Source organism: Streptomyces sp. NPDC058576 (genome assembly GCF_042718715.1).
GTDB lineage: Bacteria > Actinomycetota > Actinomycetes > Streptomycetales > Streptomycetaceae > Streptomyces.
In genome coordinates this window covers 12,813-38,245 of record NZ_JBHXPF010000038.1, presented here as the reverse complement: position 1 = coordinate 38,245, position 25,433 = coordinate 12,813, and the positions used below count along the sequence as shown (strand labels likewise).

14 protein-coding genes and 1 pseudogene are annotated in these 25,433 nt (G+C 71.8%); 6 read left to right on the top strand and 9 right to left on the bottom strand.

Annotated elements, in window-relative coordinates:
• Positions 1-51: 51 nt before the first annotated feature.
• Genes ACFWRV_RS24420 through ACFWRV_RS24400 form a run of 5 tightly spaced genes read left to right on the top strand, consistent with a single transcriptional unit; the run spans position 52 to position 15,203 of the window.
• The gene (locus tag ACFWRV_RS24420; protein ID WP_384337867.1) at positions 52-9,513 is read left to right on the top strand and encodes an amino acid adenylation domain-containing protein; all 9,462 of its coding nucleotides are present in this window, start codon (positions 52-54) and stop codon (positions 9,511-9,513) included.
• A complete protein-coding gene (locus ACFWRV_RS24415) occupies positions 9,503-11,194 on the top strand; it encodes a phytoene desaturase family protein (protein WP_384337866.1) in 1,692 nt (563 codons plus the stop codon). The genes ACFWRV_RS24420 and ACFWRV_RS24415 overlap by 11 nt, the downstream gene beginning before the upstream one ends.
• Positions 11,191-12,915 (top strand): phytoene desaturase family protein, encoded by a 1,725-nt coding sequence (locus tag ACFWRV_RS24410; RefSeq protein ID WP_384337865.1) that lies wholly within the window; start codon positions 11,191-11,193, stop codon positions 12,913-12,915. The genes ACFWRV_RS24415 and ACFWRV_RS24410 overlap by 4 nt, the downstream gene beginning before the upstream one ends.
• The gene (locus ACFWRV_RS24405) at positions 12,912-13,967 is read left to right on the top strand and encodes an MDR family NADP-dependent oxidoreductase (protein WP_384337864.1); all 1,056 of its coding nucleotides are present in this window, start codon (positions 12,912-12,914) and stop codon (positions 13,965-13,967) included. The genes ACFWRV_RS24410 and ACFWRV_RS24405 overlap by 4 nt, the downstream gene beginning before the upstream one ends.
• 45 nt (positions 13,968-14,012) lie before the next feature.
• Positions 14,013-15,203: a cytochrome P450 gene (locus ACFWRV_RS24400; RefSeq protein WP_384337863.1), complete on the top strand. Its 1,191-nt coding sequence runs from the start codon at positions 14,013-14,015 to the stop codon at positions 15,201-15,203.
• A 68-nt stretch (positions 15,204-15,271) separates the two neighbouring features.
• On the opposite strand, the pseudogene ACFWRV_RS24395 reads toward ACFWRV_RS24400, so the two are convergent.
• From ACFWRV_RS24395 to ACFWRV_RS24370, 6 genes and pseudogenes are all read right to left on the bottom strand, one after another.
• Positions 15,272-15,484 (bottom strand): annotated as a pseudogene (locus ACFWRV_RS24395) (LacI family DNA-binding transcriptional regulator); the annotation flags it as partial.
• Positions 15,485-15,532: 48 nt separating this feature from the next.
• Positions 15,533-16,747, bottom strand: coding sequence for a D-mannonate dehydratase ManD (manD, locus tag ACFWRV_RS24390; protein ID WP_384337862.1), 1,215 nt, complete (start codon positions 16,745-16,747; stop codon positions 15,533-15,535).
• A gap of 50 nt (positions 16,748-16,797) precedes the next feature.
• On the bottom strand, positions 16,798-17,643 hold the full coding sequence (locus ACFWRV_RS24385) for a carbohydrate ABC transporter permease (RefSeq protein ID WP_384337861.1): 846 nt from the start codon (positions 17,641-17,643) through the stop codon (positions 16,798-16,800).
• A complete protein-coding gene (locus ACFWRV_RS24380) occupies positions 17,640-18,629 on the bottom strand; it encodes a carbohydrate ABC transporter permease (RefSeq protein ID WP_384337860.1) in 990 nt (329 codons plus the stop codon). Before ACFWRV_RS24380 ends, ACFWRV_RS24385 begins: the two co-directional genes overlap by 4 nt.
• A complete protein-coding gene (locus ACFWRV_RS24375) occupies positions 18,629-19,948 on the bottom strand; it encodes an ABC transporter substrate-binding protein (protein ID WP_384337859.1) in 1,320 nt (439 codons plus the stop codon). Before ACFWRV_RS24375 ends, ACFWRV_RS24380 begins: the two co-directional genes overlap by 1 nt.
• Before the next feature lie 253 nt (positions 19,949-20,201).
• Positions 20,202-21,020, bottom strand: a complete 819-nt coding sequence (locus ACFWRV_RS24370; RefSeq protein WP_384337858.1) for a FadR/GntR family transcriptional regulator — start codon at positions 21,018-21,020, stop codon at positions 20,202-20,204.
• A 124-nt stretch (positions 21,021-21,144) separates the two neighbouring features.
• On the opposite strand from ACFWRV_RS24370, the gene ACFWRV_RS24365 reads away from it, so the two are divergent.
• On the top strand, positions 21,145-22,413 hold the full coding sequence (locus ACFWRV_RS24365) for a pyroglutamyl peptidase (protein WP_384337857.1): 1,269 nt from the start codon (positions 21,145-21,147) through the stop codon (positions 22,411-22,413).
• A gap of 151 nt (positions 22,414-22,564) precedes the next feature.
• On the opposite strand, the gene ACFWRV_RS24360 is transcribed toward ACFWRV_RS24365, so the two are convergent.
• Genes ACFWRV_RS24360 through ACFWRV_RS24350 form a run of 3 tightly spaced genes read right to left on the bottom strand, consistent with a single transcriptional unit; the run spans position 22,565 to position 25,431 of the window.
• Complete coding sequence (locus ACFWRV_RS24360) at positions 22,565-23,575, bottom strand: hydroxyacid dehydrogenase (protein ID WP_384337856.1); 1,011 nt, start codon at positions 23,573-23,575, stop codon at positions 22,565-22,567.
• A gap of 21 nt (positions 23,576-23,596) precedes the next feature.
• Positions 23,597-24,538 carry a carbohydrate ABC transporter permease gene (locus ACFWRV_RS24355; RefSeq protein ID WP_384337855.1) on the bottom strand — a complete coding sequence of 314 codons (942 nt, stop codon included), beginning with the start codon at positions 24,536-24,538 and terminating at the stop codon, positions 23,597-23,599.
• Positions 24,535-25,431, bottom strand: a complete 897-nt coding sequence (locus ACFWRV_RS24350) for a carbohydrate ABC transporter permease (RefSeq protein WP_384337854.1) — start codon at positions 25,429-25,431, stop codon at positions 24,535-24,537. The genes ACFWRV_RS24355 and ACFWRV_RS24350 overlap by 4 nt, the downstream gene beginning before the upstream one ends.
• Positions 25,432-25,433 lie beyond the last annotated feature (2 nt).

Here is a 25,433-nt window from a genome sequence, read left to right as displayed (position 1 = left end):
CTCCCCGACGCCGCACCACGACTCGCCGCACCACGACTTGAGGAGTTCGACATGGCCGACGCGAACAGCCGGGCGTTACGGAACAAGGTGGCGATCATCGGGATGGGCTGCCGCCTGCCCGGCGGCGCCTCGGACCACCGCACGTACTGGCGCAATCTGGTGGCGGGCAAGGACTGCATCACGCCCACACCGCCCGACCGGTACGACGTCCGTACGCTCGGCAGCCGGTTCCGCGGCAAACCGGGGCGCCTCGTCGGCGGCCGCGGCGGATACATCGACGGCTTCGACGAGTTCGACCCCGCGTTCTTCGGCATCAGCCCGCGCGAGGCCGACCACATGGACCCGCAGCAGCGGAAGCTTCTCGAAGTGGCCTGGGAGGCGCTGGAGGACGGTGGCCAGCGCCCCGCCGACCTCGCCGGCGGGAACGTCGCCGTCTACGTCGGCGCGTTCACCCTCGACTACAAGATCCTGCAGTTCGCCGACCTGGGCTTCACCTCGCTGGCCGCCCACACCGCGACCGGGACCATGATGACGATGGTCTCGAACCGCATCTCGTACTGCTTCGACTTCCGGGGCCCCAGCCTGTCCATCGACACCGCGTGCAGCTCCTCCCTGGTCGCCGTCCACCTCGCGTGCCAGGCGCTGCGGAACGGGGAGAGTGATCTCGCGCTGGCCGGCGGCACCCTGCTGCATATGGCCCCGCAGTACACCGTCGCCGAGACGAAGGGCGGCTTCCTGTCGCCCGAGGGCCGCTCCCGTACGTTCGACGCCGCCGCCGACGGCTACGTACGGGCCGAAGGCGTCGGCCTGGTCGCGCTGAAGCGGCTGGAGGACGCCGTACGCGACGGGGACCGGATCCACGCGGTGGTCCTCGGCAGCGGCGTCAACCAGGACGGCCACACCAACGGCATCACCGTGCCCAACGGCGACGCCCAGGTCGACCTCATCCGCCGGGTCTGCGCCGAGGCGGGCATCACCCCGGGAGACCTCCAGTACATGGAGGCGCACGGCACCTCGACCCCCGTCGGCGACCCGATCGAGGCGAACGCCCTGGCCCGCGCGCTGGCCATCGGACGGGCCCCGGGCGCCCGCGCCTACGTCGGCTCGGTCAAGACGAACATCGGCCACACCGAATCCGCCGCCGGGATCGCCGGGCTGATCAAGACCGTCCTGAGCATCGAGCACCGCACCATCCCGCCGCACATCAACCTGGAGAACCTCAACCCCGCCATCGACCCGGCGACCCTGCCCTACGAGATCCCCACCCGGCCCACCGCCTGGCCCGCCCACGAAGGGCCTGCCCGCGCCGGCGTCAACTCCTTCGGGTTCGGCGGCACCAACGCCCACATCGTCCTGGAGGAAGCCCCGCCGGATCCGGCGGACCGCGGGAACGCCGCATCCGCCGGACGGCGCTGGAGCCTCCTGCCGCTCAGCGCCCGCAACGCGGACGCCTTGGGGGAAATGGCGGCAGGCATCCGGGCCGAACTGGCCGGCGACAACGGCCCGGCCGTGGCCCTCGACGACCTCGGCCACACCCTGGCCCACCGCCGCCAGCACCTGCCCGAGAGGCTGTCCGTCGTCCACTCCTCGCGCGCCTCCCTCGACGAGGCCCTGGCCGCCCACGAGCGCGGCGAGCCCCACCCCCGCGTCGTCCACGGCCGAGCCCGGGACGCCGCCGACCGGAAGCTGGTCCAGGTCTTCACCGGCATGGGCCCCCAGTGGTGGGGCATGGGCCGCCAACTGCTCTCGGAGGAACCGGTGTTCCGCGACGCCGTCGCCGCGTGCGACCAAGCGCTCCGGGAGTTCGCCGACTGGTCCCTCATCGAGGAGATGGCCGCCGACGAGCCCGATTCCCGGATGAGCGAGACCTGGCTCGCCCAGCCCGCGAACTTCGCCGTGCAGGTCGGGCTCGCCGCCCTGTGGCGGTCCCACGGGGTGCGCCCCGACGCCGTGGTCGGTCACAGCACCGGGGAGATCGCCGCCTTCCACGCGGCGGGCGTCTACTCCCTGCGGGACGCGGCCAGGATCGTCGTGCACCGCAGCCGCCTCCAGCAGAGCCTGGCCGGCACGGGCACCATGCTCGCCGTCAGCCTGTCCGAGGACGAGGCGGAGCGCCGGGTGCGCCCCTACCGCGACCGGGTCTCCATCGCCGCCGTCAACAGCCCCACCGCGATCACCCTGGCCGGGGACGAGGCGGCCCTGACCCTGCTGGCCGAGGAACTGCGGGCCGAGCAGCAGTTCGCGAAGTTCCTCACCGTCGAAGTGCCCTACCACAGCGTCGGCATGGAACGAATCAAGGACGAACTGCTGGCGGAGCTGGCCCCGTTGGAGCCTCGCCCGGCACAGGTGCCGCTCTATCTCACGGGTGTCGAGGGAACCGCCCGGGGCGAGGAACTCGACGCCGCCTACTGGTGGAAGAACGTCCGCGACCGGGTGCGCTTCCGGTCGGCGATCGACCGCATCGCCGACGACGGCCACCACCTCTTCCTGGAGATCGGCCCGCACCCGGTCCTCGGCCACGCGATCCGCGAATGCCTCGACGCCGCCGGGACGTCCGGGCACACCCTGCCCTCGATCCGCCGCCGGGAGAACGAGACCGAGCGCTTCGCCGCCTCCCTCGGCGCGCTCCACACCCTCGGCGTCCCCATCGACTGGGATCTGCTCCAGCCCACCGGCCGGCCCGTCACCCTGCCCCGCCACCCCTTCCGACGCGACCGCCACTGGACCGAGCCCCGACCGGTCGCCCAGGTCCGGCTCGGCCACCGCGACCACCCGCTCCTCGGCCGCCGCACAGAGGCCACCGAACCCACCTGGCAGGCCCGCCTGGACACCGAGGACCTGCCCTACCTCGCCGACCACCGCATCCAGGGCACCGTGGTCTTCCCCGCCGCCGGCTACCTGGAGATGGCCGCCCAGGCCGTCCGGCGGCTCACCGGCGGCACCACCGCCGTCCTCGCCGACATCGACCTGCGCAAGGCGCTCTTCCTGCCCGACGGCGAGGACCGCACCGTGGAGGTGTCGCTCTCCCTGGAGACCGCAGCCTTCACCATCGCCTCGCCGACGGGGGAGGACGGCGAACGGGCCGTCCACGCGAGCGGGATCGTCCGCACCGGCCAGCGCCGCCGTACCGCCCAGCCGCTCGACGCCTCCGCGATCCGGGCCAGGTCCCTCCGCCACCTCGAAGGACCCGACTGCTACACCGCGCTGGCCGCCCTCGGCTACCACTACGGCCCCGCCTTCCAGGCCATCGAGGAGGTCTGGATCGGCGCCGGAGAGGTCCTCGCCCGGATCCGCCCGCCCCGGGCGATCGGCGACGACGCCGCCGGCCACCACCTCCACCCCGTCCTCCTCGACGCCTGCTTCCAGACCCTCCTGACTCCGCTGATCCCGCTGAACCCCGAAGGCCGGGCACCGGACACCGGGATCAGGCTGCCGCTCTCCCTCGACGAGGTCGCCCTCGAACCCATCGGCGACCAGCCGTTCTGGGCCCATGCCACCCTGCTCCCCGGCGACGACGACACCACCCTCGGGAACATCGCCCTGCACGCCGACGACGGCACACCGCTCGGCCGCGTCCAGGGCTTTTGCGCCGCCGACGTGGAGAAGTCGGCCACCGCCGTCGCCCGCACCACGATCGACTCCTGGCTCGCCGAACCCGTCTGGACCGACTGCCCTCCGCTGCCGGTCGATGATGCCGGAGCCCTGCCGGGGGACGTGAGCACCACCGTCACACCCGGAAAACCGGTGGTGAGCGGGGGCGATCCGCGACCCACGGCCCCCGCACGCGACCACGACTGGCTCCTCCTCGCCGACGCCGGAGGCGTCGCGGACGCTTTCGCCACCCTGGTCACGGCCCGCGGCGAACGCTGCCGACTGGTCCGCCGGGGCGCGGCCCGCACCGCCTCCGCCGACGGCCGGACGTACACGGTCGACCCCGCGTCCGACACCGACCTGCGGCGCCTCTTCGCCGACCTCGACCGCGACGGCGGACCCTTCCGGGGAACCGTCCTGCACCTGTGGAACCTCGACGCCCCCGCCCTCGCCGACTGCGACCGGGCCGCCCTCCACGACCACACCGGCGCGGGCGCGTACTCCCTGATCGCCCTCGCCCGCCTCCTGGCCGCCAGGGGCGGAGGCGGCCGCCTCCACATCGTCACCCGAGGCGCCCAGCCCGCCCTGCCCGGCGAGGGCCCCGAACCTCTCGGAGCACCCGCCTGGGGCATCGGCCGCGTGCTGCGGCACCAGGAACTGACCGAACACCCCGGCAAGCTCATCGACCTCGACCCCCGCCGACAGCCCGGCCCCGACGGCGACCGCACCGAGGCCGCGGCGCTCCTGGCCGAGGCGCTGAGCGACGACGAGGACGAGATCGCCCTGCGCGACGGCGGCCGCCGCACCAGCCGCCTCCGCCCCGCCGAGGACCTGACCCGGCCGTTGCCGCTGCGCCTGCGGCCCGACGGAAGCTACCTGGTCACCGGAGCGTTCGGCGCGCTCGGCCGACTGCTGTGCCGCACCCTCGTACGCCGGGGAGCACGCCGGATCCTCCTGGTCGGGCGCACCCCCGTCCCGGCCAGGGAGAAATGGGCCGGGACCGACCCCGCCACCGCCGAGGGCCGGGCCGTGGCCCTGATCCGCGAACTGGAGACGCTCGGCGCACAGCCCGTCCCGGCGACCCTCGACATCACCGACGAGGATGCCCTGACCGGCTGGCTCGACGCCCACCGGCGCAGCGGAGCGCCGCCCGTACGCGGGGTGTTCCATCTCGCCGGCCAGGTCCGCGACACCCTCGTCGCCGACCTCGACCGGGCCGCCTTCGACGCCGTCCACGACCCCAAGACCGTCGGCGCCCACCTCCTGCACCGGCACCTGCGGGACGAACCCCTCGACCACTTCGTGCTCTTCGCCTCGATCGCCTCGCTGCTGACCACGGCGGGCCAGACCAACTACGCGGCCGGGAACGCCTTCCTGGACGCCCTGGCCCACCACCGCCGCGCCCGGGGCCTGCCCGCGCTCAGCCTGGACTGGGGTCCCTGGGCCACCGGCATGATCGAGGAACTCGGCCTGGCCGAGCACTACCTGCACAGCCGGGGCATGAGCTCGCTCTCCCCGGACGCGGGCATGGCCGTCCTGGAACGCGTCATCGGCCAGGACCACGCGCAGCTCGTCGTCGCCACCGTCGTCGACTGGCCCGTCTTCCTCGCCTGGTACCCGTCCCCGCCGCCGCTGGTCGCCGACCTCGCCGCAGAGGCCGCGCCGCCGCCCACGGACACCGCCTCCGGCAACGGATTCCTCGACACCTTCCGCGCCGCCGACGAGGAGACCCGGCGCACCCTGGTCGCCGAGCGGTTCGCCGCGCTCGCCGCCACCGTGCTGCGCACCGGAGCCGACCGCGTCGACACCGCCACCGGGCTCGGCGAACTCGGGCTCGACTCGCTCCTCGCCATGGAGCTACGGGCCCGCATCCACGCCGAACTCGGCGTCGTCCTGCCCGTGGTCGCCCTGCTCAGCGGCACCCCGGCCGGAGAGCTCACCGCCCGGCTCCACGACGGCCTCACCGCCCTGGCCTCGGTGGAGGAAGGCGACAGGGCGGCGGGCGCGGTCGAACTCCACACCGACGAAAGGCAGTACCCGCTGACACAGAACCAGAAAGCGCTCTGGTTCCTCAAGCACCTCAACCCCGACGGCTACGCGTACAACATCGGCGGGGCCGTCGAGGTGAACGTCGCCCTCGAACCGGACCTGATGTTCGAGGCCGTCCGCCGGCTCATCGCCCGCCACCCGGCGCTGCGCACCAACTTCCTCCTGGCGGACGGGCAGGCCGTGCAGCGGGTCTCCGAGGACGCCAGGACCGATCTCGCCCTCTTCGACGTCCAGGGCGAGGACTGGGAGACCGTCCACGCCACGATCGTCCAGGAGTACCGCAAGCCCTACGACCTCGCCCACGACCCCCTGGTCCGCTTCCGCCTCTTCAAACGGGGCCCGGACCGCTGGATCATCATGAAGGCCGTCCACCACATCGTCTCCGACGCCATCTCCACGTTCACCTTCATCGAGGAACTCCTCAGCATCTACGAGGCGTCGCGCCGCAACCGGGAACCCCAGCTGCCACCGGTCGAGGCCCGCTACCTCGACTTCCTCAACCAGCAGAACGCCTTCCTGGCCGGGCCCGGGGCGGCCGGCATGCTCGCCTACTGGCGGTCCCATCTGCCGGCCGAGGTCCCCCTCCTGGACCTGCCCGTCGACAAACCGCGCCCGGCGGTCCAGACGCACAACGGGGCCTCGGAGTTCTTCGTCCTCGACGACGCGCTGAGCGCCCGCGTCCACGCCCTGGCCCGGGCGCACGGCGTCACCCCGTTCATGGTGCTGCTCAGCGCCTACTACCTCCTGCTGCACCGGTACTCCGGGCAGGACCACATCATCGTCGGCAGCCCGGTGACCGGCCGCACCCGGCAGGACTTCGCCTCCGTCTACGGCTACTTCGTCAACCCGCTGCCCCTGCACGCCGACCTGTCCGAGGACCCGACCGTCGCCGAACTGCTGCGACAGGTCCGCCGCACCGTGCTCGGCGGCCTGGACAACCAGGAGTACCCCTTCGTCCTCCTCGTCGAGGAGCTGGGCCTCCAGCACGATCCCAGCCGATCCGCCGTCTTCCAGGCGATGTTCATCCTCCTCACCCACAAGGTGGCGGCCGAGCAGTACGGCTACCGGCTGGAGTACATCGAACTACCGGAGGAAGAGGGGCAGTTCGACATAACGCTGTCCGCCTACGAGGACGAGGCGGAGGGACGCTTCCACTGCGTGTTCAAGTACAACACCGACCTCTTCCTCCCCGAGACCATGCGCCGCATGGCCGGCCACTACACCCGCCTCCTCGACCGGATGACCCGCCAACCCGGCGAACAGCCCGTATCCCGGCTGGAGATGATCGGCGACCGGGAGCGGGAGCGGCTGGTGGGGGAGTGGAGCCGCCCGGCCCTGCCGTCCCCCGGCCGCCAGGACGACGAACCGTTCACCCCGGTCCACGCGCTGATCGCCCGCATCGCCGCCGAACACCCCGCCGCCGTCGCCGTCACCACGCCCTCCCCGTACGGTGAGGCGCACCGGCTGACCTACGCGGAGCTGGACCGGCGCGCCGACGCCACCGCCGCCCGGCTGCGTACGCTCGGCGTCGACCAGGGCTCGGTGGTCGTGCTGAGCCTGGACAAGTCGCCCGAGCTGATCGTCGCCCTGCTGGCCGTGCTCAGGGCCGGCGCCGCCTACCTCCCGCTCCGGCCCGACCAGCCCGCCGACCGGCTCGCCCACCTCGTATCGGCCACCGGCGCGGAACTCGTCATCGTCGCGGACGACGCCCGGCCCGAGCGGACCGGGGCCCTGGCCGTCCCGACACTCACCCTCGCCGCTCTCGCCGCCACCGCACCGCACCCCGACGGCACGCCCGGCGAAACCGCCCCGGACGCGCCCGCCTACATCATCACCACCTCCGGCTCCACCGGCCGCCCCAAGGCCGTCCGCGTCAGCCACCGCAACCTCGCCTCCGCCCAGGCCGCGTGGCGGCAGGCGTACCGGCTGGAGACCGACGTGACGACGCACCTCCAGATGGCCGAACCCTCCTTCGACGTGTTCACCGGCGACCTGGTCCGCGCCCTGTGCTCGGGCGGCACGCTCGTCCTGGCCGACCGCGACCTCCTCTTCGACACGACCCGGCTCTACCGCACGATGCGTCAGGAACGTGTCGACTGCGCCGAGTTCGTTCCCGCCGTCGTACGCGGCCTGATGGACCACTGCGAACGGGAAAGCCTGCGGCTGGACTTCCTGCGGCTGCTGGTGGTCGGCTCGGACGCCTGGAGCGTGGGGGAGTACAGCAGGCTGGCCGAGCTGTGCGGACCCGGCACCCGCCTCGTCAACTCCTACGGCCTCACCGAGGCCACCATCGACAGCGCGTACTTCGAAGGGCCCGTCGACGACCTGGAACCCGGCGCGATGGTCCCGATCGGCCGGCCCCTGCCGGGCAGCACCCTCCACGTCCTCGACGCCCACGGCGAACCCGTCCCGCCCGGCGTGCCCGGCGAACTCTGGATCGGCGGCCGGGGCGTCGCCCTCGGCTACGCCGGAGACCCCGAGCAGACCGAGGAGCGCTTCGTGACCCGTACGCTTTCCAGGGCCGCCGACGCCCGCCCCGAACGCCTCTACCGCACCGGCGACATCGCCCGCTGGGACGCGCATGGCCGGGTCCACCTGCTCGGCCGCACCGACGGCCAGGTCAAACTGCGCGGCCACCGCATCGAGATCGGCGAGATCGAGGCCCACCTCGCCCAGTGGCCCCCGCTCGCCCGCGCCGTCGTCACCGTACGCACCGACACCGGGGGAGACGCGGCCCTCTGCGCCTACTGCGTACCGGAGGCCGGAGCGACCCTCGACGTCCGGGCCCTGCGCCGCCACCTGGCCCGCTCCCTGCCCTCGTACATGATCCCGTCCCACTTCACCGAACTGCCCGCCCTGCCGCTGACCGCCAACGGCAAGGTCGACACGGCGGCGCTGCCCGCCCCCCGGGCCGAGGCCGGCGACCGGCCGCACGAGGAGCCCGTGACGCTGTACGAGATCAGCGTCGCCCGGCACTGGAAGACGCTCCTGGGACGCGAACAGGTCGGCCTGGAGGACGACTTCTTCGAACTCGGCGGCAGCTCGATCAAGCTCATCGAACTGCTCCACCACCTGCGCACCGAGTTCGGCGTCGGCCTCCCCGTCAGCCGGCTCTACCAGGTCACCACCCTGCACGGGATGGCCGCCACCGTCGAGGACATCCTCCTCGGGGCGAGCGCCGATGAGCTGCCCAGCCTGACCTTCAACGCCGGACAGGCCCCCGCCCTCTTCTGCTTCCCGCCCGCCGGCGGCCACGGGCTCGTCTACCGGGGCCTGGCCGCCCAGCTTCCCGACCACACCGTCATCGGTTTCAACTACCTGCCCGGCGACGACAAGATTGCCCGGTACGCCGATCTGGTCGAGGCCGACCGGCCCGACGGCCCCTGCCTGCTCCTCGGCTACTCCCTCGGCGGCAACCTGGCCTTCGAGACGGCCAAGGAGCTGGAGCGGCGCGGGCGCCGCGTCGCCCACGTCGTCATCCTCGACTCCCGGCGCATCCTCGCCGCCTATGAACCCGACGCGTCCGGCATCGCCGCCTTCGAGGCCGAACTCGCCGACCACGTAAGCAAGCACACCGGATCCGACGCCGTCACCCGAGAGACCCTCGCGCACGCCGCCGAATACCTCGCGTTCTGCGGGCGCACCCCCAACACCGGCACCGTCGCCGCGACGGTCACCGTCATCACCGACGAGGAGAAGGCCGCGCTCTACGCCGCCGGGGAGCACGGCACCTGGCACGGCAGCTCCACCGGCGTCACCGCCGTCCTGCGCGGCTCCGGCGTCCACGCCGACATGCTCGACCCCAAACACCTGCCGCGCAACGCCCAGTTGGTGCGAGCGACCATCACCGAGGAGGCGTCCCATGGCGGATGACGACTCCACCGACTCCACCGACTGGACCACCAGGGAACGCGCCCCGGGCGCCCCGCCCCGCGTCATCGTCGTCGGCGCGGGCGTGGCGGGCCTCTCCACCGGCTGCTACGCGCAGATGAGCGGGGCCAGGACCCGCATCTTCGAGAAGCACGTCCTGCCCGGCGGCTGCTGCACCGCCTGGTCCCGCGACGGATACCTCTTCGACTACTGCATCGAATGGCTCGTCGGCACCGCCCCGGGCAACGACGCCCACCGGGTGTGGAGCGAACTCGGCGCGTTCGACGGCAAGACCGTCACCAACTTCGCGCTGTTCAACAAGGTCGAGGACGAACACGGCCGGTCGGTGACGTTCTACAACGACCCCGACCGCCTGGAGGCCCATCTCCTGGACCTCTCACCCGCCGACGCCCCGCACATCCGCGCCTTCACCCGGGACCTGCGGCGGTTCATCGACATCGAGCTGTACCCGTTCCTGACCGCGCCCGCCCTGCGGACCGTACGGGAGAGAGCCCGGACCCTGCGCACGGTGCTGCCCGCCTTCCGGCTCTTCTGGCGGACCGCCGCCACCCCGATGCACGTGTTCGCCGACCGCTTCCAGGACCCGCTGCTGCGCACGGCGTTCCGCAACATCTTCTTCCAGGACCCGGGAGGCTTCCCGCTGCTGCCCTACCTCTTCAACATGGCCGCCGCCCACCACGGCAACGCCGGCTTCCCGCAGGGCGGTTCGCTCGGCCTCGCCCGCTCGATCGAGGAGCGCTACCGGAGCCTCGGCGGCACGGTCACCTACCGGGCCCGTACCCAACGGATCCTGGTCGAGGACGACCGGGCGATCGGCATCGAACTGCGCGACGGCAGACGGTATTTCGCCGAACACGTGGTCTCCGCCTGCGACGGCCACACCACCGTCTACGGGCTTCTGGGCGGCCGGTACACCGGACCCCGCATCGACAAGCTGTACACCGACCTCCTCCACCGGCCCGGCACCCTGTTCCCCGCCGTCGTCTCCGCCTTCGTCGGTCTGCGCGGCGACCTGGACCCCGACGAGGCGCACAGCACCACGCACCTCCTCGCCCCGGACGACGCGGCCCACCTCCCCGGCGCACTCCAGGACAGCCTCGTCGTGCAGGCCCGCTCCCGTTACTCGGGAGGCTTCGCACCCCCTGGCTGCTCGGTGCTGCACTGCACCTACTTCAGCGACTACGCCCACTGGAAGGACCTCCGCACCAGGGACCGCAAGGACTATCGCCGGCGCAAGCGTGAAGTGGCCGACTTCGTCCGGGACTTCCTGGAGCGCCGCACCCCCGGCATCGCCGATCGCATCGAGATCGTCGAGGTCGCCACACCCGCCACGACCCACCGCTACACCGGCAACCTGGGCGGCTCCATCCTCGCCTGGAAGGCCTTCTCCGACGCCGACGACGTCGCGGCCCGCCTGGTCGGCAAGGACCGGATGCGGCTGCCCGGGCTGAGCGGCTTCTCCATGGCCGGGCAGTGGGTCGGCATGGGCGGCCTGATCCGCGCCGCCTCCACCGGCCGTTTCGCCGTCCAGTACCTCTGCCGCGAACTCGGCCTGGAGTTCCGGGCCTGGGAGAGCAAGGGCGCCGAACCCTGGCACCCCGGGAAGCTGGGACATCTGCCCCAGCTCGACCGGTGGTCGGCACGGGAGGGCGAGGGCACATGAGCCGACACGGCAAGGGGACCCGGCCGGGCCCCACCCGGCCCCGCGAGACGATGATCATCATCGGGGCCGGGCTCGGCGGCCTCTCCACCGGCTGCTACGCCCAGATGAACGGCTACCGCACCCGCGTCCTGGAGATGCACGAGATCCCCGGCGGCTGCTGCACCGCCTGGGAGCGCGGCGGCTTCACCCTGGACGCCTGCGTCAGCTGGCTCCTCGGCAGCGGCCCCGGCAACGAGATGCACCAGATCTGGCTGGAGCTCGGCGCCCTTCAGGGCAAGGAGATCCGCCACTTCGACGTCTTCAACATCGTGTGCGGCACCGACGGTCGGGCCGTCCACTTCTACTCCGACCCGGACCGGCTCGAAGCCCACCTCATCGACATCTCACCCGCCGACGCCCGCCTCGTACGGAAGTTCTGCGGGCAACTGCGCAGCTTCCGCAAGGCGCTGGCCGTCTACCCCTTCCTCAAGCCCGTCGGACTGATGGGACGCCGGGAGCGCTGGCGGATGCTCGCCTCGTTCCTGCCGTACCTCAACGCCGTCCGCACCACGATCACCGTCCTGATGGCCGACTTCTCCCAGAAGTTCAAGGACCCCCTCCTCCAGGAGGCGTTCAACTTCATCCTGTACGAGAAGCACCCGGCCTTCCCCGTCCTCCCGTTCCACTTCCAGCTCGCCTCGCACGCCAACCTCTCCGCCGGCGTCCCCGAGGGCGGGTCCCTCGGCCTCGCCGAGTCCATCGAGGCCCGCTACCGGCGGCTCGGCGGCGAGGTCGCGTACAACACGAAGGTCGAGTCGGTGATCGTCGAGGACGACCGGGCGGTCGGCGTCCGGCTCAGCGACGGCGGCGAACTCCGCGCCGACATCGTCGTATCGGCCTGCGACGGCTACACCACCACCATGAAGTTCCTGAAGGGCGCGTACCTGGGCGAGGACTACCGCAAGCTCTACACCGAGACCATCCACGAACCCGGCATGGTCTTCCCCGGCTACTTCACCCTGTTCCTCGGCCTCTCCCGCCCCTTCCCCGAGGGCGACCCGTGCACGACGCACCTCATCGACGCGTCCTTGGCGGCCGAGCTGACCGGCATCCGCCACCCCAGCGTCAACGTCCAGTTCCGCAGCCGCCACTACCCCGAGCTGTCCCCGGACGGCACCACCGTCGTCTACGCCACCTACTTCAGCGACATCGCCCCCTGGCGCGCCCTCGACGAGGGCCCCGAACAGGTCACCCGCACCCGGGGCGGCCAGGAGCTGCACACCCTCCCCGTACGGCACGGACGCGGCTACTACGCGGCGAAACGGCGGGCACGCGAGGCGCTCATCGGATTCCTGGACCAACGCCACCCCGGCCTGCGGGACGCGATCGTCGTCCGGGACGTCTCCAGCCCCCTCACCCAGGTCCGGTACACCGGCAACCACGACGGGACCGTCCTGGGCTGGCAGCCCTTCGTGGAGAGCGGGGAGCGGCTCGAAGAGCTGATCAAGAAGCACGGCCCCGGCCTCCCCGGGCTGCGCGACTTCTACCAGTCCGGCGTCTGGGCCACCACCGGCGGCCTCATCCGGGCCGCCGCCTCCGGACGCCACGTCATGCAGTTCGTCTGCCGCGACGACGGGAAGCCCTTCACCGCGTCGCTCGACCTCACCGCACCCCCACCGACCCACCGGGTCATCCCCGTGCCCGTACGCCGCACCGCACCGACTCAGAAGAGGAAGCCATGAAGATCGCGCAATGGGTGGTCCGCGAACACATCGAGGGCGTCCCCGACGTGGACCGCGTCTACGAGAAGGTCGTCGAGAACGTCAACGTCACCTTGGCCCCCGACGAGATGCTCCTGCGCACCCTGTACGTCTCCGTCGATCCCTACCTCCAGGGCATCGCCCTCGACACCCCCATCGGCCGGCACATGGGCGCCGACTCGATCATGGAGGTGGTGGAGGCGGGGCCGCGCGCCGCCCACCGCGTCGGCGACCTCGTCCAGGGCTTCGGCGGCTGGCGCACCCATGTGGTCTCCACCGGCGCGGCCGAACTCTGGCGGACCGGCACGTTCCCCATGGTCTTCCCCGCCTATCGCAGGCTCGACCCCCGGTGGTACGACGACGCGCTCCCCCTGCCGACCGCCCTCAGCGTGATGGGCGGACCGGGCATGACCGCCTGGGGGACCCTCTCCAAGTACATGACCATCAGCCCCGGCGAGACCCTCGTCATCAGCGGGGCCTCCGGCGCGGTGGGCGGCCTCGTCGGCCAGCTCGCCGCGCTCGCCGGGGCCAGGGTCGTCGGCACCACCTCGTCTCCGGAGAAGGCGGACTACCTCACCGGGCTCGGCTTCGACGCGGTGATCGTCTACCGCCACGGGGACCGCGCGGACACGGTGCGCGAGGCGCTGGCCCGGGCCGCCCCCGACGGCGTCGACCGGTACTTCGACAACCTCGGCGGCACGGTCACCGACGCGGTGTTCTCCCTGCTCAACATCGGCAGCCAGGTGGCGGTGTGCTGGCAGTGGGCGACCCAGGTCGGCAGCGAGGACACCGGCCCCCGGCTCCTGCCGTACCTGATGTTCCCGCGCGCCACCGTCCGCGGGATCTTCTCCCTGGAATGGTTCACCGAACGGAACTGGCAGGACCTCCACACCGAGCTGGGCGGCCGGGTCCGGCGCGGCGAGGTCGTCTGCGACCACACCCTGCACCACGGCTTCGACAGCATCCCCGCCGCCTACGGCAGCCTCTACGGCGACCGGGCGGCCAACCGCGGCAAGGTCCTCGTCAAACTCTGACCCGCGGCGCCGGAAGTGTCAGAACAGCCAACCCCAGGAGACACGTTGACCACCACCGATCCCACGGACCCCGACCCGGTCCCGATGCACCGCCTGCACTTCGACACACCCGGGCCGCCCCGTCCCGCCGAACTGCCGGGCGGCGCCCCGGCCTGGCTGGTCAGCCGGTACGCCGACGTCCGCCAGGTGCTCTCCGACCCCCGCTTCGGCCGGGCAGGGCTGTACGCCCCCGAGGCCCCGTCGCTCTCCGGCGTACCGGATCTCGTGAACGACCCCGACCTGATGTTCAACCAGGACGGCCCCGACCATCTGCGGCTGCGCCGCACCCTGCGGCGCGCGTTCACCCCGAGGGCCGTTCGCCGCTGGCGGCCGTGGATCGCCGTGATCGTCGAGGAACTCCTCGACCGGCTGGAGTCGCTACCGCAACCAGCTGACGTGGTAGCGGAGTTCGCCCTCCCGCTGCCGGTGGCGGTGATCAGCCGGCTGATGGGACTCGACGAGTCCGCGTGGGACCGGCTGCGGCACTGGAGCGAACACGCCTTCTCCGACGGCACCCACGCGGGCGAACAGGTGGCATCGGCCCGCAAGGAGTTCAGCGCGTTCGGCGCGGACCTGCTCGCGAAGCGCCGCCGGGCCCCGGGCGAGGACCTGATCAGCGGTCTCGTCGCGGCGGCCGACGACGAAGGCGGTGTCCCCGAGGCGCAGTTGGTGAGCCTGGTGTGCGGCCTGGTCGTCGGCGGCCACGACAGCACCATGACCATGCTCGGCAACGCCTTGCTCTACCTCCTGGGCGAGCGCCGTGAGACCTGGCCCCGCATCGGCGCCGACGAGGAGGCAGCGGGGCGTGTCGCGGACCGGCTCGTCCACCTCGTCCCGCTGGGCGACGACCGGGGCAGTACCCGGCATGCCGCCACGGACGTCGAGGTCGGCGGGGTGACGATCCCGGCCGGGGCGATCGTGCTCGCCGACTGCGGGATGGCCAACCGCGACCCGGAGGTCTTCCCGCCCGCCACCCTCCACGACCTGTTCGCCCCGCTGGCGGCCCCCACGCTCTCCTTCGGCGCCGGACCCCACTACTGCCTCGGCGCCTGGCTGGCCCGTACGGAACTCCAGCTTGCCCTGCACCGCCTGGCCGCCCGCCTCCCGGACCTGCGCCTGGCCGCCCCGATGGACGCCGTCGCGTGGCGGACCGGGACGACCTCCCGCAGCCCGCGGCGGCTCGACGTCAGATGGTAGGCCCGCCCGGGTCGGCGCCGAAGGCCCGCCGCAGCACCGCGATCTGCTCGGCGGCGGCCCTGCGCGGAAGCGGCCGCGAGCCGGCTGGCGGCCGGATCCGTACATGGTCCGGCCCATAGCGCGTCGAGCACCTTCCGCCGGGTCTCATCCGAGACCATGACGCCCTGCTTCCGGGCCCCCAGCACCAGCGAGACGGTGGCCTGCGAGACTCCGGCCGGCCGGGCGACCTCGGCCTGACGCGGGCGGGCCGTGTGCGCGGGCGGCCTGTGCGCTGTGGGCACCCGGCCCGTGGGACGGGGCCCGGCCGGAGCCGGACCCCGGACCGGGGGTCACCAGTCGTGCACGGTCCCGTCGTGGAGCCGGTTGACCGGCAGATACGCGGGCGCGTAGGGGTGGGCGGCGGCCAGTTCCTCGTCCAGCTCCACCCCGATGCCGGGTGCCTCGCCCGGGTGCAGATGGCCGTCGGTGAAGGTGTAGGCGTGCCGGAACACCTCGTCGGTGAGCGCGGTGTGGCCGGAGTACTCCTGGATGCCGAAGTTGTGCACGGCCAGGTCCAGATGGACGGCGGCGGCCATCCCGACCGGGGAGATGTCCTCGGGGCCGTGGACGGCGCTCTTGATCTGGTACTGCGCGGCGAAGTCGAAGAGCTTGCGCAGCGGGGTGACGCCGCCGAAGTGGGTCACCGCCGAGCGCACGTAGTCGATCAACTGCTCGGTGATCAGGGCCTGGTAGTCGTACACCGTGTTGAACACCTCGCCCACGGCCAACGGCGTGGTGGTGGACCGGCGGACCAGGCGCAGCGCCTCCTGGTTCTCGGCCGGGGTGCAGTCCTCCAGCCAGAACGGCCGGTAGGGCTCCAGGTCCTTCCCGAGCCGGCCGGCCTGGATCGGGGTGAGACGGTGGTGGGAGTCGTGGAGCAGCGGCAGTTCGGCGCCGAACTCCGCGCGCACCGCCTCGAACACGGCCGGGACGTGGCGCAGATACGCCGCCGTGTCCCAGTCCTCCACGAGGGGGCGGGCCTGCTGGTGGAGGACCGGCGCACCGGTGTCGTCGGTGTCCGACACCCCGTACACCGCCTTGAGCCCGGGGATGCCGGACTGGACGCGGACGGCGGGGTAGCCCTCGGCGAGCCGGGCCCGTACGGAGTCGAGCAGCTCGGGTATGTCCCGGCCGTTCGCGTGACCGTACGTCGCGATCCGCTCCCGGCTCGCGCCGCCCAGCAGTTGGTACAGCGGCAGCCCGGCGGCCTTCGCCTTGATGTCCCACAGCGCCACGTCGACGGCGGCGATGGCGGCCATCGTCACCGGGCCGCGCCGCCAGTACGCGCCCCGGTACAGCGACTGCCAGGTGTCCTCGATGCGATGCGGGTCGAGCCCGATCAGCAGCGGGGCGACATGGTCGGTGAGATAGCTGACGACGGCCAGCTCCCGCCCGTTGAGGGTCGCGTCGCCGAGGCCGGTGAGCCCTTCGTCGGTCGTCAGCTTCAGGGTGACGAAGTTGCGGCCGGGGCTGGTGACGACGACCTTCGCGTCGACGATCTTCATGCGTGTGTGCTCTTTCCGCGGGTGGGGGTCGGAGGTCGGGTGAGTGGGGTTCAGCCCTTGGAGGCGCCGGAGGTCAACCCGGCCACCAGGTACTTCTGGCCGAGGACGGCGGCCAGGACGACAGGCACGGTGATGAGGGAGGCGGCGGCCATCAGACCGCCCCAGTCCGTGCTGGCGTAGGAGATGAAGTTGAACAGGGTGACCGGCACGGTCTGGGTCCGGTCGTCGGAGAAGACCAGCGCGAACATGAAGTTGTTCCAGCTGAAGACGAAGGCCAGCAGCGACGCGGTCGCGGTCCCGGGGGCGGCCAGCGGCAGCGAGATCCGCCAGAACGCGCCGAAGGCGCTCAGTCCGTCGGTACGGGCGGCCTCCTCCAGCTCGACCGGCAGCCCGGCGAAGAAGCTGATCATGATCCACATGATCAGCGGGACCGAGACGAACATATGGCTGAGGATCAGCACCGTGTAGGAGCCGACCAGACCCATCCGCGCGAACAGGTAGTACCAGGGCACCAGCAGCGAGATCGCCGGGACGATGCGCGCGACCAGGATCACGGAGCCGGTGCGGTGCATGGAGAACCGGCCCACCGCCCAGGCGGCCGGCACCGCGATCACCGCGGAGAGCAGCGTCGAAACCACCCCGACCAGCAGGGAGTTGCCCATCGAGCGCACGATCTGCCCGGCCTCGACGACGGCGCGGAAGTTGTCCAGCGTGGGTGTGAACCACAGCCCGACCGAGGGATCGGTGACCTGCACATTGGTCTTGAAGGCGGCGGCGAACATCCACACCACCGGCAGCGCGAAGACCAGTGTCACGAGCGTGATGGCGACGCCCCGCAGCCAGGAACCGTAACGCCGGCCGCGCCGGGTCCGAGCGGGGGAGAGGGTGGCACTCATGCGTTCTTCCTTCCGCCCCGGCGGCGCAGCAGCACCACGACACCGATGATGAACAGCGTGAACAGGACCAGGACGGCGGCGGCCAGGCCGTACTCCTGGTAGTCGAAGGTGAGCCCGTAGGCATAGACGTTGAGGGTCTCCACCTCGAAGTCCGAACCGCCGCCCGCGCCCTTGGTGGCGTAGAGGATGTCGAAGGTCTTGAGCGCGTCGACGGCGCGCAGCACCAGCGCGGTGGCGAGCGTCGGCCCGAGCATCGGCAGGACGACGTACCGGAAGCGCTGCCAGGCGTTCGCCCCGTCCACCAGGGCGGCTTCCTCCGGCTCCTCGGGCAGCGTGGTCAGCCCCGCGAGGAGCAGCAGCGTCATCATCGGCGTCCACTGCCACACGTCGATCAGCATCAGCGTCGGCAGCGACTGCCCGACCGATCCCAGGAACTCCTGCCGGGGCACGCCGACCGCTTCCAGGAGGTGGTTGGCTATGCCGTTGGTGGGGTCGAGGATCAGCAGCCACAGGATGCCGATCGCGACCGGCGTGGCGAGCAGCGGAACGATGAGCACGGTCCGCACCCAGCGCATCCCCCGGAACGGTTTGCGCATCAGCATCGCCAGGGCGAGCCCGAGCACCGTCTCCAGCACCACCGCGCCGACCGTGAAGACCAGGGTGCGGCGGGCGGCGGGCCAGAACCGGCGGGTGTCGCCCAGCGCGTCGGTGAAGTTGCGCAGCCCGACGTGGGCGCTGTCGGCGTTCACCGCGCCGAAGGCGTCGGTGAGGCTGAGGTCGAGCGTGAAGACCAGCGGAAAGACGATCATCAGGCCGACGAAGAGCACGGCCGGGGCGAGCATCGCCCACTTGAGCCGCCGGTTGGCCTGCTCGAAGGTCCGCTGCCGCCGCCCGGCCCGGAGCGGCTTCGGGCCCCGCGTACGAGGGGTGGCGCCCCGATCGGCCGTCGCGACCCCGCCGGCCTCTGTGGTCTCCATGGCGGGCATCAGGACTCCTTGTGGCGGTTGTCGCGGACGAGGAAATCGGCGAACTCCGCGTCCGCGTCGCGCACGACCGGTCGGACGGACTGGCCGAGGATGCCCGCGACCAGCGGGCGGCCGACGATGTCCCGGGCCCGCCCGACCTGGAGGACGCGCGGCCGGTCGTAGCCCACGCCGCGCTCCGCGTTGAGCCGCATGGCCCCGGCCAGCTCAGGCGGGAAGGCGGACAGCGTCTTCGGGTCGGACCACACCGAGGAGCGGGCCCCCGGTATGCCCTCCGACTGGAGCGCGGCCGACATCTCGGGACCGGCCGCCCACCGGATGAACTCCCAGGCGTCGTCGCGCAGTCGGGAGAAGGTGTTGATACCGAGGCTCCACGACGGGATGTTGTGCGGCTTCGCCCCGGCCGGCCCCGCGGGGAAGGGCGCGAAGCCGACGGTCTCGCGCACGCGCGACACCTTCGGGTCGAGGAAGCTGCTGTAGATCGCGTCGGCGTCGACGAAGAAGGCGGCCTTGCCCTGCGCGAAGATGGGCATCGCCTGTTCGAGGCTCATGTTGGTGGCCCCGGGCGGCCCGGAACCGGCCAGCAGGCGGCCGTAGTACTCGTAGGCGGCGACGGCCTCGGCACTGCCGATCCCGGACTTCCCGTCCACGACGAAGTCGCCGCCGTACGAGTAGAGGAAGCTCGACCACTGGGAGACCGCGCCGCTGCGCTGGCCCCGGCCGACGTACCCGTAGAAGCCGTCCTTCCGCCGGGTCAGCTCCCGTGCGCCCTCCATCAGGGCCTCCAGGGTGCGCGGCGGGCCGCCCAGGTCCTCCACCAGGTCCTTGCGGTAGTAGAGGGCGGGGCGCTCGGTCACCACCGGGACGCTCAGCACCTTGCCGGCCGTGACCGACGCCTGGCGCGGGGCCTCCTGGAAGTCGTCCCAGGCGAACCGGGCGTCGTCCGCGACCCGGTCGCCGAGGTCCGCGAGCCAGCCGTTGTGGCCGAAGAGCAACTGCTCCTGGAGCGCGCGGACCATCATCACGTCCACATCGGTGCCCGACGCGTTGAGCTTGACGTTGTAGCTGCTGGCGAGCTGGTCGGCGGTGAGCAGCGTCATGGAGACCCGCCGGCCGATCCGCTCCTCGAACTCCGCGGTGCGGCGCTTGATCGCCTGGGACCAGACGTGGTTGATCGCCATGATCCTCAAGGGCGCGTCGGCCGAGGGCTTGCCGCCCCCGCCCGAACAGGCGCTCAGCGCGCCCGCCCCGGCGGCCACCGCGGCCCCTGCGGCGAGCCTGCCGAAGGCACGCCGGCTCAGGGGCTGGCTGCTCGTGGACATCCTCGTCCTCGTTTCTCTGCGGTACGTACGTGTCGCGGGCGGGTCCTGCCGACCCCGGCGGACCGGGCCGACCAACCTGGTCCAACTGGTAGGACCAGTTGGTCTACGCGGGACCGTAACAGCAGGGAAACCTCCCCGACCAGACCCTGAAGCGAAGATTCCACGGACCGGACGGATCGGTTCCGGCGCGACGCGGCCGACCGGGGGAGGGCCGGACGGACACACTCCGCCCGAGGCCCGGTTTCGGCGGGGGCTACCGCCCCGGAGACGTCCGGCGGCCCTCGGCCTGGTCCAGCAGCGTCTCGATGTGATTGCGCGCCATCGTGTCGACCTGGACGTCGAGATCGGCCCCGTACGTCCGCAGGCCCAGCATCAGGTGCTCCCGCATCCGCGCGCAGGCGAGGTCCACGTCCCGCGCCTCGACCGCCTCGAAGATCTCCGGGTGGTGCGGCACGCCGGGCTCGCCGATCGACGGGTCGGAGTTCGAGCGGAGCATCATCTCGAACATCATCCCGCTGATCGAGGACAGCATGATCCTCAGCACCGGGTTCTTGCTGGCCACGGCGATGGCGTCGTGGAAGTCCATGTCCGCCTGAGCCTTGACGACGACGTCGGTTGCCGACTCCAGGGCGTCCCGGGCGGTCCGCATCGCCGCGATGTCCTCGTCCGTGGCCCGCTCGGTCGCCAGCCGGACCATCTCGACCTCCAGCGGGATCCGCGCCTCGATCAGCTGCCGCACGGTGGGCCGGCCCGCCCGGTACAGCGCGTCGTACCCCCGGGCCTGCCCCGAGGACTGCTCGCGGACGAAGGAACCACGCCCCGGCGCCACTTCGATCAGGTGCTGGGCCTCCAGCCGCCGCAGCACCTCACGCACGACGTTCCTGCTGGCGCCGAACTGGGCGGCGAGCTCCCGCTCGGAGGGGAGCTTCGTCCCGACGGCGATCTCGCCGGAGCGGATGTCGTGCTCCAGCTCACGGGCGATGCGCTCGGTCAGGAGCCCGCGCCGGGCGGGGTCCGCGACCGGACCCGGCCGCGCGGACCCCGACGGGGAAGAGGGGGCGGACGGCTGCATGATCGCAGCGTACAGGCCGGTCGGGGCCCGGGCAGGGGCGGATCGCGCAGCCCCCGCCCTCTGGCATCGCCCGGGGCGGTGCGGCGATACTGCGGGACCACCCGGTGAAACGAAAGGGACCCGTGTGACCCCCCAACTCCCCGCAACGGCCCGGCTCGGTCTCGGCGGCATGGCGCTCCTGCTCGTCCTTGCGGGCCCCACCCTGCCCGCCACCGCGGCCCCCGCGGACAGCGCCCGCACCCCCACGGCGGCGACCGTGGAGGAGCAGCGCCTCGACCGGGCCGCCCCGCAGGAGATCCTGCGGCGCAGCGGATTCGACACCTTCGCCCCGCGCTTCGAGCGTGCCCTGCACGGTTCCCGCAGCTACGCGCGGGCGGAACGCACGGTGACCCGCCACGCCTCGGAGCTGTGGAAGCGTGCCGTGGCCCGCGCCCAGGGACATGGACCCGCCACCGGCGACCTGAGCCGGGGCGACGACCGCCCGCTGTACTGGGCCCGGCTCGCGCTCAGCCGCGAACTGCGCGCGTGGACACCCCGGTTCGAGCTCGACGACGAGCAGCGCAAGGCTCTGCACACCGCCCTGGAGACCGCCTCGCGCGGCCAGAGCGACATCCACTACCCGGGCCACCGCACGAAGCGGGTCCTCGTGACCGGCTTCGACCCGTTCACGCTGGACAGGGACGTCCGGATCGGCAACCCCTCGGGCGCGAGCGCGCTCGCCCTGGACGGCACCCTGGTCCGGACCGCCGACGGGCCGGCCCGGATCGAGACGGTCGTCTTCCCGGTGCGCTGGGCGGACTTCGCCGAGGGGACCGTCGAGCGGGCCCTCGCCCGGCAGCTGCCGCACGTCGACCTGTTCACCACCATCAGCCAGGGCCGCCAGGGCCGCTTCGACGTGGAGCGCACCAACGGCGCCTGGCGCGGCGGCTTCCCCGACAACGAGAACGCGGCGAGCACCGGACTCGTCCCGGTCACCGACCCCGGCACACAGCCGCAGTGGACGTCCACCACCCTCCCGTACCGGCAGCTCACCGAAGCGGAGACCGGCCGGTTCCCGGTGTACGACAACACCGAGGTCACCGAGGTCCCGGCGGGCGGCACCCAGCCCGTGACCAGGCCCGACGGCCCGACACCCGGCTCGGCGTCGCGGGCCGGCGGCGGCGGCGACTACCTCTCCAACGAGATCGCCTACCGGGTCACCCTGCTGCGCGACCGGCTGGGGCTGCCGAAGCTGCCGGGCGGCCATCTGCACACCCCGATCCTCCAGTTCGGCACGGACAACACGAACCCGCAGACGGGCGCGGTCACCGACCCGGACTTCGAGCGCAACCGCGCGGACATCGTGCGCCAGGTCCGGGAACTGGTGAGGACGGCGGTGGGTGCGGCCGGCTGAGCTGCTCCGCCGGCCGCGTGGACCTTCTGGTGATACTCATTCGGCCTGGCGTCACGCGCCCCGTACGGCGGGCGCTCTTGGCGTGAGGGAGTTTTCACAGGATCTGCGACGCGCGGGGCGGGCGCAGTGATCGGCCCTCGGGTCGAGGCGCTCAGGCCGAGGTGGTCAGGGCCGCGCGGGTCACGGGATACGCGAACTCCCGCCCGGCGCAGTAGCGTTCGACCTCGTCCAGAGCGCTGCGGGTGATGCGCTCGAGCTCACCGCCGAGCGATCCCGCGATGTGCGGGGTCAGAAGCACATTCGGCAGCGAGTACAGCGGCGACGCCGCCGGAAGCACCTCGGGCTCGGTGACGTCGAGGACGGCGTGGATACGTCCTGACTGTGCCTCGGCGGTGAGCGCCTCGGTGTCGATGAGCGAGCCCCGTCCCGTATTGACGAGGGTGGCGCCGTCCCGGAGGAGCGACAGCCTGCGGGCATCCAGCAGATGGTGGGTCTCCGGCAGGGCGGGGGCGTGGAGCGAGACGACGTCGGAGACGGCCAGCATATCGTCGAGCTCCACGAGCCGGGCGCCCATCGAACGCGCCGCCGCCTCGTCGAGGTGGGGATCGCTCAGCAGGACGTCGAAGTCGTGGGGGCGCAGCAGTTCCAGCACTCGGCGCCCCACGAGGGACGCGCCCACCAGACCGACCGTCCTGCGGTAGTTGCCCAAGCCGGGGTAGTGCGCCGCCCAGTCCAGGGCGCCGCGGTGTTCGCGGTAGAGGCCGCCGATCTCCAGGACCCGCTTGTTGGCGAAGAGGATGGCGGCGAGCGTGTACTCGGCGACGGGCACGGCGTTGGCGGCGGCCGCGGTGGAGATGAGGAGCCCGCGGTCCCAGCACGCCTCCGTCACATGGTGTTTGACGCTCCCAGCCGCGTGCACGACCGCCTTCAGCGCGGGCATCCGGTCCAGAACGGCGTCGTCGAGCGGCGGGCAGCCCCAGGACGTGATCAGGATTTCGACGGCCGCCAGGCCCGGAACCCGGTGGAAGGACTCGGCGACGACCAGCGGGTCGATGTCGACGTGCCGGGTCAGCCGATCGGTCACGGTCGGCGGGAACAGGGCGTCCCGGTGCCGGCGTCCCATGGCGAACAGGGCGCGCGGGCGGGAAGGTGCGGGTGACATGGGGATCCTCACGGAGATGGCCTACTTGACGGCGCCGGCGGTCATGCCGGACTTCCAGAATCGCTGGAGCATCAGGAAGAGGACGACAAGGGGAGCCACGGACACCAGCGATCCGACGATCGCCAGGAGGTAGTCCTGCGGGTGCCCCTGGGAGAGCGCGGAGGAGTACCAGACGTACAGACCTAGGTTGACGGGGAAGAGCTCCTTGTCGGACAGCATCACCAGAGGCAGGAAGAAGCTGTTCCAGATCTGGGTGAACTGGAAGAGGAAGATGGTCACGAAGCCGGGCGCGACCATGGGCAGGGCGATCCGGCAGAAGGTGGTGAACTCGCCGGCCCCGTCCATCCGGGCCGCTTCGAGGACCTCGTCCGGTACGTAGGACGCGCTGAAGACGCGGGCCAGATACACCCCGAAGGGGAACACGAGACCGGGGACGAACACGCCCCAGAAGCTGTTCACCAGCCCCAGCTCGGCCGCGATCAGATACAGCGGGATCGCCATCGCGGTTCCGGGCACCATCACGCCGAGCAGGACGAGGGAGAAGAGCTTCTCCTTGCCGGGGAAGTCCAGCTTGTCGAACGCGTAACCGGCGGCCACGCTGAAGATCGTGGCCAGCAGCGCGCCGAAGCCCGCGTACAGGATCGTGTTGAGCAACCAGCGCAGGAAGATGCCGTCGTCGACCTCGAACAGGTACTGAAGGTTGTCGAAGAGCGCGAAGTCCTCGCCCGGTGCGAAGCCGTTCGTGGCGAAGAGGTCCTGACGGCTCTTGGTGGACGACAGGACCAGCCAGAGCATCGGCAGCAGGGTGTAGAGGGCGGCGAGGCCCAGCATCCCGGTCACGCCGGCCTTGGACAGCAGCACGGAGGGACGGTTCCCCGGCCTGCGCCGGGCCTGCCTGCCCCCGTTCTTCTTCTCCGGGGCCGTGGCGGCAGCCGGGACCGTGCGCGTCGTGGTCTGGGTCACGGCTTGCTCCTGCTGCGCGAAAGACGGGTGACGAGGAAGGACAGGGCCGCGGCGAACACCGCGATAAGCAGCGAGGCGGCGGCCGCGAGGCCGAAGTTGTTGTGGGTGAAGGCGGCGGTCTGGACGAACATGTTGGGCGTCCAACTGCTGCCGATCGAGGTGGAGGCGCTGTAGATGACCTTCGGTTCGGTGAAGAGCTGGACCGATCCGATGACGGTGAACAGCACGGCGAGCGCGATGGCCGGGCGGATCATCGGCACCTTGATGGACAACGCGGTACGCATACCGCCCGCGCCGTCGATCTTCGCCGCGTCGAGCGTCTCGCCGGGCACCGCCTGGAGCGCGGCGTAGAAGATGACCATGTTGTAGCCGATCCACTCCCAGACGGCGATGTTCGCCGCGGAGAACACCGCGTTGCCCGCCGACAGGAAGTCGATGTCGAGGCCGCCGGAGCGCAGGAAGCCGATCACCGGACTGAGCCCCGGCGTGTACAGATAGACCCAGATGAGGGCCGCGATGAGACCGGGCACCGCGTGGGGGAGGAACAGGGCCAGCTGGAAGAAGGCCCGCGCCTTGGCGAGCGCCGTGTCCAGCAGGAGGGCCAGGGCTAGTGCGCCGCCGATCATCACGGGGATGTAGATGGCGACGTACGCGGCGATGGTGAGGAATCCGTCGCGGAAGGCCGGATCCGACAAGGCCTGTACGTAGTTGTCGAGTCCCGCGAAGACCTCTTGCGTGCCGCCGAAGCCGAGCCCGGAGGTGCGGGTGGTGAACAGGCTCATCCAGCCCGCGTAGATCAGCGGGGCGATGGTGACGGCGGCGAAGGTGATGAAGAACGGTGCCAGGAGCAGCACGGATATGCGGCGCTGGGCGCGGGCTGACGGGCTGGTCACAC

Bases quoted from the DNA above. Each gene is read 5' to 3' on its own strand.
- ACFWRV_RS24420 (WP_384337867.1), top strand. From the start codon at position 52: ATGGCCGACGCGAACAGCCGGGCGTTACGGAACAAGGTGGCGATCATC.
- ACFWRV_RS24415 (WP_384337866.1), top strand. From the start codon at position 9,503: ATGGCGGATGACGACTCCACCGACTCCACCGACTGGACCACCAGGGAA.
- ACFWRV_RS24410 (WP_384337865.1), top strand. From the start codon at position 11,191: ATGAGCCGACACGGCAAGGGGACCCGGCCGGGCCCCACCCGGCCCCGC.
- ACFWRV_RS24405 (WP_384337864.1), top strand. From the start codon at position 12,912: ATGAAGATCGCGCAATGGGTGGTCCGCGAACACATCGAGGGCGTCCCC.
- manD (WP_384337862.1), bottom strand. From the start codon at position 16,747: ATGAAGATCGTCGACGCGAAGGTCGTCGTCACCAGCCCCGGCCGCAAC.
- ACFWRV_RS24385 (WP_384337861.1), bottom strand. From the start codon at position 17,643: ATGAGTGCCACCCTCTCCCCCGCTCGGACCCGGCGCGGCCGGCGTTAC.
- ACFWRV_RS24380 (WP_384337860.1), bottom strand. From the start codon at position 18,629: ATGCCCGCCATGGAGACCACAGAGGCCGGCGGGGTCGCGACGGCCGAT.
- ACFWRV_RS24375 (WP_384337859.1), bottom strand. From the start codon at position 19,948: ATGTCCACGAGCAGCCAGCCCCTGAGCCGGCGTGCCTTCGGCAGGCTC.
- ACFWRV_RS24370 (WP_384337858.1), bottom strand. From the start codon at position 21,020: ATGCAGCCGTCCGCCCCCTCTTCCCCGTCGGGGTCCGCGCGGCCGGGT.
- ACFWRV_RS24360 (WP_384337856.1), bottom strand. From the start codon at position 23,575: ATGTCACCCGCACCTTCCCGCCCGCGCGCCCTGTTCGCCATGGGACGC.